The following is a 16,411-nucleotide window of genomic DNA, read 5'->3' as shown; positions in this document are numbered from 1 at the left end:
ACGTATCGCAAGCCGTTTGTACGTCTGTTCCCGTTGTAGAGTTATTGATTGTTAGATTTAACGTCACTACACTATCACAACCTACTGCATTCGTCAAAGTGTGTGTTGCTGTGTTGTTTGAACTCGTGTACGTGTTCCCATCTATCCATGTGTACGTATTACAAGCTGTTTGTACATCTGTTCCCGTTGTGGAGTTAACTAAGCATGAAACATATTCTGCTGCTCCAATATCTCTACGACCTCCTTCTATACTGCCATTTTGTGCATCTGACATATCATTAGGATTTCCAGCATTAATCGCAATACTACCAACCCCTGGCATTCTTGTTTCCGTTACACCTCCATTATTTTGAAGTGGTCCAAGATTAACATTCGCAGCCGTTACTCCTACTTGATCTGTTGGCAACGCTCCACTCCGCCCAGCATCACTAATAAGGTTGTATCCGCTCGATGATATAGCTGAGCCTCCATTACCCCCTGACGTTCTAGAAACATAAAAATCACCTCTTGTATTAAATGCCCAAATACTACTTCCTATTGTTATATTGCCATTACCTCCTCTATTACCATAGTAAATTCCCTTTCCTATATTATCAACGACACTACATCCATACATCGTTAAATAATATCCTAAACTAGCAGCGGTAGCATAAATACTACTTGTTACCGTAAGAGCGGCACCATGTATTCCTAGGTAAGTATTTACATTCCCTGTAAAAGTAGATTTTGTAATGGTAATATTCGTATTTGAGTAGGTGCCATCAGGATCATGGTATGAATAAAAGGCAGCACCTTCGTACCCTGTATTATTTGCAAAGGTTGTTTCTGTAATATTTATGGTCATATCTTTGGTTGGCAATGAGGTGTTATCAATCCCATTGCGACAATAAATCGCTCCTCCATGTCTAGAACCAACAGCTGTATTGTTGCTAAAAGTCGTCTTGGAGATATTCCATGTCAACGCATAAGCATCATGACTCGTCAAATAAATCGCTCCTCCTCCAGAAGTACTAGAGTTATTGTCAAACAAACATTCCTCTATAATAACATCTTTATCAGAAGTTTGAGAAAGGCTAGAATTGATGGCTCCTCCATAATTAGCTGAATTATTTTTGAATTCACATTTTTTTAAAGTAATACCACTACAAGCTAGGATCGCAATTGCTCCCCCCTTACCAAATTGTGTTGTAGATCCGTTTATAAAACCGAGGTTTTGTATTTCTAATGGGGGGCTAAATCGTGAAAAACTTACCTCTGCGATATTGGTACTAGTTTGACCACTAAGGTACAATTTATAATTAGGCATATTGGGTCCTAAAATGACAAGACTCCGATTGAGAATAAGTGGTGAATTTAGTTTTATAGTATCGCTACTGCTAGAAAGCATAGTACTAGAAAATAGAATTGTATCACCAGTAGCAACAAGACCGAGTACATCCCTTAATGATCCGCTACCTGTATCATTCAAATTAGTAACAGTGTGAGAAGTTGCAAAACTTCCAAAACTGTTCATGAGCAAGCAAAGAACAAGACTTACTTTTAATAGTCGATTTAAAATCATTTGTGTTTTTTATGTTTATTGTAAATAATAGTAGCCCTCCTTGGGCTGTTGAATAACAAGAGTTTATAAAAGTTATTTTTTAGTCATAACTTTGATTATGCAAATGTACTCTACTAGTTTCATAACCTCAAATCACTTTTAAGCCCTTTTTTAGGCTTTCAAAAAGTTCAAAAAACAAATAACCAACTACAATTCAATTATTTAGACCCAATCATTCTAAAAATTCAGGAACATATTTTTTTTGATTACAAAATAAAAAAAATTCGCAAATAATTTAAACGTCATAATAGTAATTTTTTATTCCCAATTACGCCTTATGCTAAAAATAAAAAGCCGCATCAAATACTGTTTTACCAACTGTACTCAACACGACTTTTTTATAAACAATAATAAATCTTCAGCCTTTTATTCGTTTAATACTTTTTTCACTGCCAATTCTATTGTTGCAATATCTTCTAGAGATTCCAAATTCAACGTTGAATCAAGATTCCACAAACAGGTTTTATGGACATGCTCATTGTAAATTGTCACTGGAACATTCTTTAAGAAATCTTTAGCTATCTTTTTTGTATTCTCCGTTTGGTAATCTGAACAAAAAATGGTTATAACTATAGCTTTTTGCTTATTATTTAGGGCACTAGAGTAAAAATCTACACAAGAATTTACATTTCCTTCATTGATGTAATCTCTTGTAAATTCTGCTCCTTGAATATCTTCATCTTGGATGATCATATTAATATTTTCCCATGTATCTTGATTCATATTGTATATTTTTGTTGTTTACAATTTTTATACTTAATAAGAGTTGCGTTTACATAAAACAATAGTTCGTTGCAACCACTCAGTAGCACCGCAGGTAATCAACGAACTACTAATAAAAACAACTCTTATATTACTAATAACCTACCAGAGACAGTATTAAACTCCTAGTCAAAGGTTAGTTATTCGTCAAGCAATTTATTCTTTAATAATTTTTTGGCTATAAACACCTTTTAAACTTTGCAACTCTAAGAAATAAACAGCTGTTGGCAACGCCTCTATATTCAATTGAATGAACTGCTTACCATCTATAGGTTGCTCTAACAATAAACGTCCATTTACATCCATCAATCGAGCCACGCCTTGTTTTAACACCTCTTCTAATTCTATATTAACCTGTCCTGTTGTTGGATTGGGATATACACGAACCTGTTTGATCCCCTCTTCTACCGTTGGTAGTGCATTCACAACTACATTAAAACAACTTGACGTGCCAGTACAATTATTAAAGGTAATCATCACTGCATAATCGCCATTTGCTACTGGTGTAAAACTTTGCCCAGTCGCCCCAGCAATTGCTGTATTTCCATTGTTACAATCTACCCATTGATAAGTAGCTCCAGTTTGGTTTGCTGTTAAAGTTAAACCATTCTGACTTACGGTTGTATCTACTGTAGTAATCGTCAGATTCAAAGTCACCACACTATCACAACCTGCTGCATTCGTCAAAGTATGCGTTGCTGTGTTGTTAGAACTCGTGTAGGTATTCCCATCTATCCATGTGTACGTATCACAAGCCGTTTGTACGTCTGTTCCCGTTGTAGAGTTGTTGATCGTCAGATTCAAGGTCACCACACTATCACAACCTACTGCATTCGTCAAAGTATGCGTTGCTGTGTTGTTAGAACTTGTGTACGTATTCCCATCTATCCATGTGTACGTATCGCAAGCCGCTTGTACGTCTGTTCCTGTTGTAGAGTTGTTGATCGTCAAGTTCAACGTTACCACACTATCACAACCTGCTGCATTCGTCAAAGTATGTGTTGCTGTGTTGTTAGAACTCGTATACGTATTTCCATCTATCCATGTGTACGTATCGCAAGCCGTTTGTACATCTGTTCCTGTTGTTGGCGTGTTGATCGTCAAGTTCAATGTTACCACACTATCACAACCTGCTGCATTCGTCAAAGTATGCGTTGCTGTGTTGTTAGAACTCGTGTACGTATTCCCATCTATCCATGTGTACGTATTACAAGCTGTTTGTACGTCTGTTCCTGTTGTTGGCGTGTTGATCGTCAGATTCAAGGTCACCACACTATCACAACCTACTGCATTCGTCAAAGTATGGGTTGCTGTGTTGTTAGAACTTGTGTACGTATTCCCATCTATCCATGTGTATGTGTTACAAGCCGTTTGTACGTCTGTTCCCGTTGTAGAGTTATTGATTGTCAAATTCAAGGTTACCACACTATCACAACCTGCTGCATTCGTCAAAATATGCGTTGCTGTGTTGTTAGAACTTGTGTACGTGTTCCCATCTATCCATGTGTACGTATCACAAGCTGTTTGTACATCTGTTCCTGTTGTTGGCGTGTTGATCGTCAGATTCAAGGTCACCACACTATCACAACCTACTGCATTCGTCAAAGTATGTGTTGCTGTGTTGTTAGAACTTGTGTACGTATTCCCATCTATCCATGTGTATGTGTTACAAGCCGTTTGTACGTCTGTTCCTGTTGTTGGCGTGTTGATCGTCAGATTCAAGGTCACCACACTATCACAACCTGCTGCATTCGTCAAAGTATGGGTTGCTGTGTTGTTAGAACTCGTGTACGTGTTTCCATCTATCCATGTGTACGTATTACAAGCCGTTTGTACGTCTGTTCCTGTTGTAGAGTTATTGATCGTCAAGTTCAACGTTACCACACTATCACAACCTACTGCATTCGTCAAAGTATGGGTTGCTGTATTATTAGAACTCGTGTACGTATTCCCATCTATCCATGTGTACGTATCGCAAGCCGTTTGTACGTCTGTTCCTGTTGTAGAGTTGTTGATCGTTAAATCTAACGTTATAACCGAATCACAAGTCCCTGGTGTACTAACAGTATCTACATAAATACCTGAATTCATATACACCTGCCCATTAAATGAATAGCTATTACAAGCAGTTACGGTTCTAGTCGCATACCCCAAAGAAGAAGTAATATTAATATCATCTAAATAAATGTTGTTGCCATATCCCGACAACACTGTAAATTTCACAATCACATCTGGCATATTACTGTAAGCTGACAAGTCGGCCGTATCTCGCACCCAATCAGAAGCCGTAAATGGAGGAAGAAAGTTGCTTGTACTTGCTCCCGCAGTTGCTAAATCCGCTCCTGATTTCATCCATACAGTTGTCCATGTTGCCCCACAATCCGTAGAAACTTCTACTTGCATGGTATCGACATTCCCTAAGTAATTTTGATGTGCGTAAGAAAAAGACACTTGAGCATTACAATCCAAATCGACTTTCTTCATTACAATAGCCATTTCATTGCCCGCAGGTATCGCATAAGTTCTAAAGCGAATAGAACGGTCTGAATTGACAAATCCTCCTGTTTGTCCATAACCGTACAACGAACCCTCTAAAGAAGAGAAATTGGCTTCTGATATATTATTAGGGTTATAAAAGTAAGCGTTCGTCAATTCTCGTGAATAACCAGTTCCTGAAATAAGTGCTCCTCCTTCCATATTTTCGGATAGGGTACCATTGCCTCCTGGTGTATTATAAATAATTAAATCCAATTGCACCACAGAATCACATCCAGTCCAAGAACCTCCTTGTATAATGTGTGTTGCTGTATTATTGCTACTTGTATACGTTTTTCCATCAATCCAAGTGTAGTTACTACAAGCCGTTTGCACGTCTACCCCACCAACAACAGGAGCAAAACGCCAAGCTTCAGGGGTCGCAATGGTCCATGCTATGCCATTTCTATTAGGCGCACTATATCCCAATACTCCTGTTCCATTTTCAATTCCCAATGTGTGTCTGCCTGCTGCCGGTTGTTTTGCAACATGCACTTCGATGATGTTGGTACTTTCGTAAATATGAATTTGCCCTTGTACACTGTCTCCACTAGGGTGATGTTCTATGTCAACAAACTCTACGACCAAAACTCTATTTGGTGCTGTTCCTGCTGTAAGGTAACGAATTGTTCCTCCATTCGGTGGCAACAAATCTTCCCAAAACAAAGCGATTAAGTTATTAGGTTGGTTGGTATTTGGCAATACCTGCCCTGAACAACAACCACTAGTAGTCGTATTCGTTCCAAATGTTATAAAACCATTGGAGCTAATTCTAAAATCATTGTATGTGTTTCCAAAAAAGTTAAAATCAAATCCAATTGGTAGACTTGCACTTAAAGCATCATCTCCTAAATTAACGGATGTTCCACCAGTAGCATTTATTGAAGTGTAAGTAATAGCGGATACATCATAAGTAGCTCCTCCAATCGTCAGATTAAGTGTTACGATAGAGTCACACCCACCAGCATTTGTTAAGGTATCCATATATACTCCTGAATTGGTATAGGTTTGTCCATTATAAGTATAGGAACCGCAAGCTGTTGCAGAGATACTGTTGGTTGTTGGATTACAAGCCGTACTTGTAGTTGTTGTTAATTTTGCCAAAAATCCATCCACAAAACCACCTCCATAAGTATTTTGATGACCACTTAATGCAATACCACTTGTAGAGCTTGTGTGTCCTGCCAAATAAACATGACCATTGGCATCGACAACACAACCTCTCCCTATATCACTAGCACTTCCACCCAAATAAGTTGCCCATTGACGCACACCATTCGTATTAAATTCAACTAGAAAAGCATCTTGACTACCTCCATGCGTATTTTGATGACCACCTGAAGCGATATTACTAGTAGATGCCGAAAAACCTCCTAAGAATATATTTCCATTGGTATGTATCGTCCCATATCCGCCAACATCAGAAGAACTACCTCCGTAATAAGTTCCCCATTGACGCACACCACTGCTATTAAACTTTACTAAAAAGGCATCTTGGCTACCACCTCCATAAGTATTCTGATGACCGCCTGAAGCCATATTCGTAGTAGATTCTGTTGAACCTATCAAAAAGATATTTCCATTGGCATCTGCAACACAAGCATTACCATTATCATCACCAGCAGTACCATAATAAGTTCCCCATTGACGAACGCCATTACTATTAAACTTTACGAGAAAAGCATCTTCGCCACCTCCATAGGTATTTTGATGCCCACTTGAAGCAATGTTATTCGCAGAACGTGTGATACCCGTTATATACGAATTGCCATTAGCATCTGCTGTACAATTAAGAAATATTTCTGTATCTGCACCACCATAATAGGTTGCCCACTGACGCGTACCATTACTATTAAACTTTACCAAAAAAGCATCTGAAGTCCCTCCTCCATGTATATTTTGATGACCACCTGAAGCGATACTACTAGTAGACTGTGCTCTTCCTACTATAAAGACATTGCCATTGGCATCTATAGCACAACCATCTCCAACATCACTGCCTATACCACCATAATAGGTTGCCCACTGACGAGTACCGTTTGTGTTAAATTTGACCAAGAACGCATCTTCGCCACCTCCATACGTATTTTGATGACCACTTGAAGCGATGTTATTCGTAGAACGGGTATACCCTGCTAGGTAAATATTGCCACTGGGATCTACAGCACAACCATTCCCTATATCACTACCTGTACCACCGTAATACGTTGCCCATTGACGAACGCCATTGCTATTAAATTTAACCAAAAACGCATCTTCAGTGCCACTTCCATGTGTATTTTGATGACCACCTGAAGCGATATTACTAGTAGATCTACTGTAACCAGATACAAAAATATTTCCATTAGCATCGGTAGCACAACCAGTAATTCGGTCTAAGTCTGATCCTCCATAATAAGTAGACCAAATTAGGCTAGGGTCGATTATCAAGGCTTTGGTGGGGTCATAATTGCCAAGCTTAAATCGAATGCTATTTCCTTCCAACTCAAAAGAAGAACGCACTTCTTTTTTGCCTTGAAAAGAAACAGGAGCCTGCTCTGTAATTGTTCCCATAGAATTAGATAGTGTAAAACTACCATTTTTATTAAGCTGTAGTCCTTCATGGTGCTCAAACGCTAACTGAATTTGCGCAGGATCAGCGCCTGGATGTACTACAAAGTCATATTTCAACCCTTTATCTGTTGTGTATATCACCCAATCGATTCCAGGATAAATGTCTTTGTAAGTTAATTTACCATAACTATGAATGTCTAGTCTATTTTCATTGTAATAATTGATGTAATTCTCCTGTTCCTCTTCCGCTTTAATAATAGCATTTGAATTAGCACCAACCAAACGCATATCCATTCGGTAAGTTTCTAAATCAACTGATTTCGGAGAGGCTTCCCTCCATTTATTATCATTTGAATTAGCAGCATTGACATCGTTAACCTTGCTAAACTGATAAGCAATTCCTGTCGATAGCATAAAAACGCTCGTTCCTCCCTGTTTGTAACGATAATGAACATAGGGTGCTCTATTGCCTTCTATATCCCGAATTTGACCTTTATTTTCCTCAAAGGCTGTTGATTGCCCTGAATGGATAAGCGCAGTTCCCTGTGCTAAGCTTACCCCCTGCCCATAACTAATTTGCAGGGTACAAAAGAGTAAAAGAAAAGAAAATAGTTTCATTTTTAGTAGTTTTAATTGCTTTGCAATCATTTTGATTACAGAAAAACATTATTTAGTAGATAAAAGTAAACATTTTGATGCAAAAGTATTCTTTTACTTATTTAACTCAAAAGCATCTTTTCGAGCATTTTAAAAGATTCAGCAAACTAATTCACAACACAAATCCATAAAAAACAACTACTTACAAGACAAAATAAAATATTTTTAGCCATATTTTTCTTTTAACAACACTTCCAAAATTATCACCAAATAATTTAAATACATAAAGTCATATTCTTTCACTTTAAGACAAGAGATGGCTCAATAATGCTGTTCCTATTTTTTAATTTTTATATTTGTTAACTCATCTATTTAACTAGAATAGTCTGTTCAACCTTATGCATCAAACAATCTCATATTCTTTAAGCTTTTTAGAGAAAAAGCACCTATCTACTGTGCTTGCTATTAGTCAACAACAACTAGGGGTAGGTTTTCTAGACCCAATATTGTTAGAAACCTATTTAAAAGCAGCGAATCAATTCTGCCATGTTGTTTTACACAACGATCAGGTCATTGGCTTTTCATTAATGGAAATTTCCCATAGAACGATAGTGGCTCAAAAAATGAAACAAGCAGAACAATGGTTTTTAGATTACTTCAAAGACTACGACTATATTGGTTATCGTTCTCTAACGGCTGTGGATCGACGTTTTGAAGGCAAAGGAGTTGCTAGTTTTCTGGTAAAAAATGGCTTACAATTTTTATCACAAAAAGTACCCGTTGTTGTTTGCGATGCTTGGAAATCAGCAAACACTCATATTGGTTCGATTTTAGAAAAAAATGCCTGTCAACCACTAAAGGAAGTTCCTCATTTTTGGGCAATGGAAAGCATTCAGCATAATTACGAATGTAGTATTTGTGGTACGCCTCCTTGTCAATGTACTGCTATTATCTACGCTCGTTTTTTTGATAATAATAACACCAATACTCTCCATAAGAATAGACAGAACTACTGGTGGGAACGTTCGGACTTGCATTATCAAAAAGGCTATTTAAATTTTGCTACTACCAATCTTGTGGATTTTGTTAAGAACAAGCCAACTCCATTTTATGTCTATAACATTCAACGTATTTTAGACAAATACCAATCTCTATCTGCTGCTTTAAATCCCCATGCTATAGCTTACAACATTTACTATGCAATGAAAGCCAATAGGCACCCAGCCATATTAAGTCATTTAAAAGCTCAAACTAATATTGGGATTGATGTTTGTTCTCCCAATGAATTAGACTGGGCGATTCAACATGGCTTTCAAGAACAAGAGATTACTTATACTGGTACTTCTTTGTCACAACAAGACTTAATTGTTTTAACACAACATCCTCAAATCAAAATAAACTTTGATGCTATTAGCCCCATTCGACGCTTCATTCAATTAAATTCTAATCAAACTAGAGCAATTGGTATTCGAATCAACGCAGATATTGGCATGGCTTACAAACAAGATTTGGAATATTCTGGCAACAAGATTGTAAAATTTGGGATTTATCAAGAACAATGGGCAGCTTTAAAAGCACTTATTGATTCCTCCAATTTGGTCGTAACAACGGTTCATTGCCATTCAGGTTCTGGATTTTTAAGTGATCAATTACAACGTTTACCGCGTATTTTTGATGTAATTGATGCTTTTATTGAGCTTTTCCCCACTGTTGAAGTTTTAAATCTAGGAGGCGGATTGGGTGTTCCACAAAATCAAGGCGATCAAATTCTAGATTTGGACGAATGGGCTTCTATTATTTGCCGCTATGCCGCCCAAAAAGGCTTGCGATTAGCTTTTGAACCTGGTGACTTTTTGGTCAAAGATGCAGGGATATTGATTACCCAAATAAACACCATTGAAGAAAAGAAGGGCAAATACTTCGTTGGCATTGACACAGGCATGAATATGAATAATGAATACGCCTACTATAAAATGAACTTAGAGGCAGTTCCTCTTATCGCTCCCAAAAGCAACCAAACGTTTAAAGCCACACTAGCAGGAAACATCAACGAACCTATTGATCTTTTTTCGGAAGACAAGCCACTAACATTTGTAGAAGAGGGGGATTATTTAGCACTCCTAAACAGTGGTGGTTATGGCGCTTCTCCAAGTTCCAATCATTGCATGAGGGGCGGTTTCAAAGAATACATACTTTACCAAAAAAATTAAACATAACACAACAAACCAAAGACGATAAAACAATGACTTACAAAGCTTTAATTCCATTCTCTGGCGGTATTGACAGCACAGCAGGTTTGTACCTAACCCTAACACAATACCCTAAAGAACATTTCCTTGTTTTTAAAGTAAATCTAATTAATGGCGAATGTGCCAGCCGAACCGTAAAAGAAGAACAAGCCGTTCATCATATTCTTGACGAGTTGAGAAGGATGGGAATTCAGAATTTTACATTCAAACGACTCTCTTTTGACTATTCTCAATTGGGTCCTCCTCCTATTTGGGATAGCGAAGCCGTGAATTTTGCAGCGGCAACTTGTTTGCGTGCGCATCCAGAAATTTCAGAAATGGTTGAAGGAGCGATTGCAGACGATTATTTACAAGAAGGCTTTCAAGACCGATTGGATCAAATTGAAAAAATATTATACTTGGTTAGCGAACGAAAAAAAGAGGATTTTAAAATAGTTTTTCCTCTTAAAAATATGTTTAAATACGAAGTTATGAAAGCCATTCCACCCAACATCTTAAAGCTAACTTGGTCTTGTCGATATCCAGAAGGAGCTGCCAATTGGGAATTAAAACGCTGTCATAAGTGTTCTACTTGTGAGACAATAGATGCTGTGCTAAAAAAACACCCCGGCGAATTTCGTTTTTTACAAGACAGTTGGCTCTGATAACCACACCAAAACACCCCATTATGAAACGCTTATTCCTATTTCTCTTTTTTTGTAGTTCTCTATCTCTTTTTGCCAATAACTATGAGCCTAAAGACGTTACCGAGCTACAAGCTCAATACAACTTACTAATTGATTTGCACAATGAGCAAAGTATCTCTGAAAGTGTTTTTGAAGAAAAAACGGCTTATTTAGAACGCTTGGCTACAGAGAAGTTTCAAGTTGATATAGAAGGTTTGGAACTTCAGCAAATTGTTCCTGCTCAACGAATTGACTGGATTGGGTCAGCGTTTTACGTCATATCGGCTTTATTATTACTGGTTATTCTCGGTCCTTTGCTAAAAATAATCTTAACACCTTTAGGGAAGATTATCAAAGCACTTATTGATCACAAAACAGTTCAGCAACTTATCCATGTAATTCGTACTTTCGTTCAAAAAACATGGGAACCACTGGCTTATCTAAGCCTCTTGTGTTTTTTGTATGTTGTTCACAACGAATATGCGGTTTTGGTTACTTCTTTCCTATTGGGTTCTTTGGTTTCTTATAGCATTTACAAACGAAGAGGAAAAACAAAAGCTACTGTATATCGCACCATTGGCTCTTGGATTTTAACCATTTTATGGGGGTTGATTGCCTATTTTTTTAACAACGCTTTTGTTGGATTCATGAGTGTTTCTTCATTTATTTCAAGCATCGGTTTCTTTTTTTTCATGGATTCGGGACTGATTATGTTAGGTTTCAAAAAAGACGACACTCCGTTTGTTTTAAAATTAACACTATTCACATTTGCACTGACACTTTTATCATGGTTAATTTTTTACACCCAGTACATTCCTACTTTAAGTGCTTTAAAAACACACCTGCGTGTCTTTGAAACAGGAATGACTTCGTTGATTCCTATGGTTTCTTTTTTAGGACTTTTCTATATTAATTATATTTATAATTACAAAGACAACCCTATAAAAAAAATAGTGACTGAAACCATTGCCTTGGTTGCTGCCCTAAGTGTTTTAGCGATTGCATTGGTATACGGTATTGGTAGTATGTTCTGGATTGGATTGTTATTTACAATATGGTTTTCTTGTGACAAATTCTATTTCTTTGTCTACAAAAAAGTAGACTTTGTATGGGCAGGCTTAATTTTAGCTGCACTTTTGGCTGGCGCAGGTTACTTTATCAAAACCAATCTACCTATGATTATGGAATATTTAAAGTTTTTAGACTTGTAAACAACTACCCAAACACTAGCAAACTACTACTTCTGTTATGATTATAAAAAAGAAAAGACCATCCACAAGGATAGTCTTTTCTTTTTTAACAGCATTTGGGAAACGAAAATGATGCGAATTATTTCATCTCTAACTTACCTACATGAAGTGGATTTCCTGTCGCATCTAAAATTCTATAAATGTACATACCAGCAGGTAAATTTTCGCGATTCACTTGAAGTCTTTCATTCGAGTTGAATTCTACTTGTTTTACCTGTTGACCTAATACATCATAAAGGGCAAAGTTCAACACTTTTTGTTCCTCTGCTTCTACTAAAATAGTAGTTTCTTCGTCCATTGGATTTGGAAATACTTGAACCAATAGTCCATTACTACCAACATCTGTTGCATCCAATATCTGCAAATCATTCTCTCCTTCTAGTCCATCAAGACCATCATTCACTTTAGAAACTATCGAATTGTTATTTCCGCCAGAATGAGTCGTAAGAGAAGAAGGAGCATTACTAGCACAATGACGAATATTTACCCCTACCAGTCTATGGTAACCAACTGTTGTCGTTCCTCCACATCCAACAGGAACATTCATTACTTCTAGATTATAATAACCACAATCATTTACCGAAGGAGTGAAATCAACTGTTGCTATAGAATTGCTAAAGTTGCTTGGAATAATATTGCTACCTGTCAACACTGTTCCTGTTGTAGGACTAACCAAACGAACAGACAACATAGACGAACCTTGTGTAAAGTCAATATTTGCTCCAGACAGACGCAATCTCAACTGACCCGCTGTCGGTGATGGATAAGGATAGACGCTATACAATACAGGATTCAATGTACTACTTACGGTTACAGCATTATTATAAGTTAAAATATTATTTGAACAAGTATTTGGAACATAAACTTCCAAATCATAATTTCCACAATCATACGGCATTGAGTTAAAGTACGCCATAACTTCATTAGTTGAAATTGGTGCACTGAAAGAAGATCCTACTCCCGCTCCTGTTACCGTATTTCTCAACATGAAATACATAGACGATCCTTGAGTAAAATCAATTCCTGTTCCCGAAATATTAAGGACTAATGATTGTCCACCTTGTGCTGGAGACGGGCTAGAAGTTACATTCGTAATAACCGCTGGAACATTTTGAGCATTTACATACAAACCATCTTCAAAGCAAACTGGGCAAGTATTTGGTGTCTGCTCTACACAAACATCATAACTTCCACCACACATATAATTAGGTGTTGTGTAATTAACGGTTACACTATTGGCTGAAACATTACTAGCTGTCGCATAGAATCGTTGACCATTAGATTTTCTAAAATAAACAAGTAAACTTCCTTGTTGAAAATTAACCCCTGTTCCTGAAATAGTAATTGGTAATGTTTGCCCTGGAGTAATAGTATCAGGGTTGACCATTGTAATTTGTCCCGTATTTCCAATAACATCAAACGCATTGGGCATCGTAATGGCACAAGAATTACTACCCGGATAGACAATCACATCATAAGAACCATTGCAAGTCCCTTGAGGTATATTTACATCAACTGTTATACTATTCGATGTACCGCCTGGATTGGTACTAGGGAACAAATAATTGCCCGTAGCTGGGTCGTAAAAATACACCCAAGCAGCATTGCTTCCTTGACCAAAATTCATATTTGTACCTGATATACCTACCGTTAGGTTTTGACCTACCGTTCCTACATTAGGGTTAACAGACGTAATCTGACCACAAGAAACACTAAATGCATTCGCATAAGTCATTTGCCCATTTGCAGGAGTAGTAACAGATAAATCTGCATTGCCACATACACCACAAGGCACATAAAAAGTAACATCCATATTGGTATTCGTAACTGTATTCAGATCTACTATACCATGTACACTAGTACTACCAAATATAGCAGCAATATAGTTAGCACTTCCTGCTGAAAAGTTTGTTCCACTTCCAGAGATATTCACAGTAAGCACTTCCCCCCCTCGAACTGGATTTTGGCTAGGAACAACCGAGGTTATTGATTGTCCTTTTAATAATACTCCTCCCCAACAACAGAGGAAAAGTATTAACAGTGTTTGTTTCATAATTTCATATTTTAATGGTTTAAAAATTTGTTTAAAATCGGGGTTAACCTATTAGATTCTTCTTCTGTAATGGCCTGCTGTTCTTTTGCCACAAAAAGCAAATCTAGATGAATTTGTTGTTCGTAAGTTCTGTTATATTGATGCGCCTGTTCATGCATTCTTATTTGCCACTTTTCGTCTTTTCCAAACTGTTGTATAAACGGCACAAGAGATTGCAACGCTTCTTTCTCAGCCAAAAAACTTGCATAACTAGCACTGATTGCTTTCAAAAATTGTAAAAACTGACTATCTTGATAATTCTTGGGCACACAATTACCAATATATTTTATCGCTTTTTGAATTTCTTTTTGATTGTACGCTATTGCAGCCATATTCATATTGGCATCTGGAAAATGAGGAGCAAAGTGCAGCACTTGTTCAAAGTACTTCTTAGATGCTTCAATATCCTGCAATCCAAAATAAGTAGTCGCTAAATTATTAAGGGTATGAATATGATAAGGATGTACCGCATTTGCATTTTGATACGCTACTAAAGCTTCTGGAAGTCGTTTTTGCAAGTACAAAGCCTCTCCTCTATAACAATCAATAGGCGTTGCAGATGGATCCAACTCATACACCCAAGGATTGATAGATTCTAGCGTCGCCAATACATTCAAATATTGTTGTTGGCTTCTAGCACCTAGCGCTACTTTCAGTTGTCGTTCAAACTGCCACCTTTTGGCTGAAAAAGCCACTCCTAATACGGCTAACAATGGCAACACATAAGCAATACTGCCTATAGACTGAAACGATTTTTTCTTATTATTTTGATTAGAATATAATTGTTGGTAGGTGCTGATAATATATGCAATAATCACGCCACTCCATAGCAAATGTATAGGGCGTTCTTTAGGAAAATCAAATAAACTAAATAACATAAATGCAACCAACCCTGCTGCCATTGCTATGGTTATGGCATACGTAGTGCTATGTTCCTCTTCTGTGGTTCTTTTTAATACTTGAGTGGCATAATACAAAGCGCTCAACAGAATTAATAAGTAGGCAACCAACCCTAGTATCCCCATCTCACTAGCTACCCACAAATAGTCATTATGAGGTCGCTGAAAAAAGACTTCCCCTTGTTCTGATCGAAGTCCTGCTATATTGTATTTCGGAAAATGTATTTTCCAGTTTCCAAGACCAACGCCCCTAAAAGGACGTTCTTTAATCATCTCGACGGTATTATTCCATAGCAACAAACGCTCTTTGATGGTTTCGGTATGCTCATTTTTAGTATCTTCATAGGTAAACAGTGCCTGAATTCGCTCTACGGGAGCATTGGCTACATTATTTTGACTGCTTAAGAACCAAACAAGCCCAACACTTAAAGCTAAAACAGCTCCTCCCATTAACCAATAGCGTGCTTGTAAAATTAGGTTGCGTTTAGCACTCGTTAACAAAAGGCAAATCAATGCAAAAAATAAGCCTCCTCCCAAAGCTAGCCATGCTGCTCGGCTTTGTGTAATCAAAATTAAGAGAATACCTGCTCCAAAAACTAATCCTGCTAGTAGCTTCCAAAATCGGCTATTTTCCAACCGAAAAACAATAAAACTAAAAGGTAGGCTCATCACCAAGCCTGTAGCCAAAAGGTTTTTGTGTTCAAATGTTGAATTAACAAAATACAAAATCTTATCTTCCTCCAAGCGATTAAAAATCGAGGCAAATTCTTTTAGACCTATAACTTCTACAACCAGCAGAGCAACAATACTCGCTTTCATAAATAACAATAAGCTCCCTTTTTCTTTAAGCAAAAAGGAGCTTAACCAAATAACATTTAGCCAACCAACTAGCTTTAACCATTCCCAAATTCCTTCGGATAAACTAAGTGTTCCTCCCAAAGAACAAAGCCCTATTAGTAAATAGGCAGTTAGGCTCATCCCTAAAGGATTAGAAAAAAATTGCTGTGTATGTTCTAAAAAAGTCTGTCTTTCCTTTATTAACAAATATAGGTTGGTGCAAACAACTGAAATTAATAAAAATGTGACGCGAGGAATAGACACAGCATCTACCAAACTACCATATGTCATTATTAATGGTAATAAAAGTAGCATACCAGCCCAAACCCTTTGGGATAATAGCATGTAGTAAAAATTATTGTTAATACGATT

8 protein-coding genes are annotated in these 16,411 nt (G+C 37.2%); 3 read left to right on the top strand and 5 right to left on the bottom strand.

What is annotated here, in order from left to right; all coding sequences use genetic code 11:
• The 3 genes from CG11_RS13720 to CG11_RS13710 form a co-directional block, all read right to left on the bottom strand.
• Window positions 1–1,561, bottom strand: a 1,561-nt coding sequence (locus tag CG11_RS13720; RefSeq protein ID WP_197043849.1) for a choice-of-anchor Q domain-containing protein, incomplete at its 3' end; no start/stop codon positions are given.
• Between the two features lie 405 nt (window positions 1,562–1,966).
• Window positions 1,967–2,323: a hypothetical protein gene (locus tag CG11_RS13715; RefSeq protein ID WP_052597112.1), complete on the bottom strand. Its 357-nt coding sequence runs from the start codon at window positions 2,321–2,323 to the stop codon at window positions 1,967–1,969.
• 195 nt (window positions 2,324–2,518) lie between these two features.
• A complete protein-coding gene (locus tag CG11_RS13710) occupies window positions 2,519–8,068 on the bottom strand; it encodes an SBBP repeat-containing protein (RefSeq protein WP_197043848.1) in 5,550 nt (1,849 codons plus the stop codon).
• 377 nt (window positions 8,069–8,445) lie between these two features.
• Here CG11_RS13710 and CG11_RS13705 point away from each other — a divergent pair, with 377 nt between their 5' ends.
• Genes CG11_RS13705 through CG11_RS13695 form a run of 3 tightly spaced genes read left to right on the top strand, consistent with a single transcriptional unit; the run spans window position 8,446 to window position 12,172 of the window.
• On the top strand, window positions 8,446–10,257 hold the full coding sequence (locus CG11_RS13705) for a hypothetical protein (protein WP_052597108.1): 1,812 nt from the start codon (window positions 8,446–8,448) through the stop codon (window positions 10,255–10,257).
• 32 nt (window positions 10,258–10,289) lie between these two features.
• Entirely contained in the window at window positions 10,290–10,940 is a 651-nt protein-coding gene (locus CG11_RS13700; RefSeq protein ID WP_052597105.1) for a 7-cyano-7-deazaguanine synthase, read from the top strand.
• A 23-nt stretch (window positions 10,941–10,963) separates the two neighbouring features.
• A complete protein-coding gene (locus CG11_RS13695) occupies window positions 10,964–12,172 on the top strand; it encodes a hypothetical protein (protein ID WP_052597103.1) in 1,209 nt (402 codons plus the stop codon).
• 118 nt (window positions 12,173–12,290) lie between these two features.
• Here the strand turns inward: CG11_RS13695 and CG11_RS13690 are convergent, their stop codons facing one another.
• Together CG11_RS13690 and CG11_RS13685 are read right to left on the bottom strand one after the other, a co-directional pair.
• On the bottom strand, window positions 12,291–14,264 hold the full coding sequence (locus tag CG11_RS13690; protein WP_052597101.1) for a T9SS type A sorting domain-containing protein: 1,974 nt from the start codon (window positions 14,262–14,264) through the stop codon (window positions 12,291–12,293).
• Between the two features lie 11 nt (window positions 14,265–14,275).
• Complete coding sequence (locus tag CG11_RS13685; protein ID WP_052597099.1) at window positions 14,276–16,384, bottom strand: O-antigen ligase family protein; 2,109 nt, start codon at window positions 16,382–16,384, stop codon at window positions 14,276–14,278.
• Window positions 16,385–16,411 lie beyond the last annotated feature (27 nt).

It is taken from the genome of Aureispira sp. CCB-QB1, from assembly GCF_000724545.1.
Taxonomy (GTDB): domain Bacteria; phylum Bacteroidota; class Bacteroidia; order Chitinophagales; family Saprospiraceae; genus Aureispira.
Note: the sequence above shows the minus strand (reverse complement) of the source record. Positions and strands in the feature narration are given on the sequence as shown.

Bases quoted from the DNA above. Each gene is read 5' to 3' on its own strand.
- CG11_RS13715 (WP_052597112.1), bottom strand. From the start codon at position 2,323: ATGAATCAAGATACATGGGAAAATATTAATATGATCATCCAAGATGAA.
- CG11_RS13710 (WP_197043848.1), bottom strand. From the start codon at position 8,068: ATGAAACTATTTTCTTTTCTTTTACTCTTTTGTACCCTGCAAATTAGT.
- CG11_RS13705 (WP_052597108.1), top strand. From the start codon at position 8,446: ATGCATCAAACAATCTCATATTCTTTAAGCTTTTTAGAGAAAAAGCAC.
- CG11_RS13700 (WP_052597105.1), top strand. From the start codon at position 10,290: ATGACTTACAAAGCTTTAATTCCATTCTCTGGCGGTATTGACAGCACA.
- CG11_RS13695 (WP_052597103.1), top strand. From the start codon at position 10,964: ATGAAACGCTTATTCCTATTTCTCTTTTTTTGTAGTTCTCTATCTCTT.
- CG11_RS13690 (WP_052597101.1), bottom strand. From the start codon at position 14,264: ATGAAACAAACACTGTTAATACTTTTCCTCTGTTGTTGGGGAGGAGTA.
- CG11_RS13685 (WP_052597099.1), bottom strand. From the start codon at position 16,384: ATGCTATTATCCCAAAGGGTTTGGGCTGGTATGCTACTTTTATTACCA.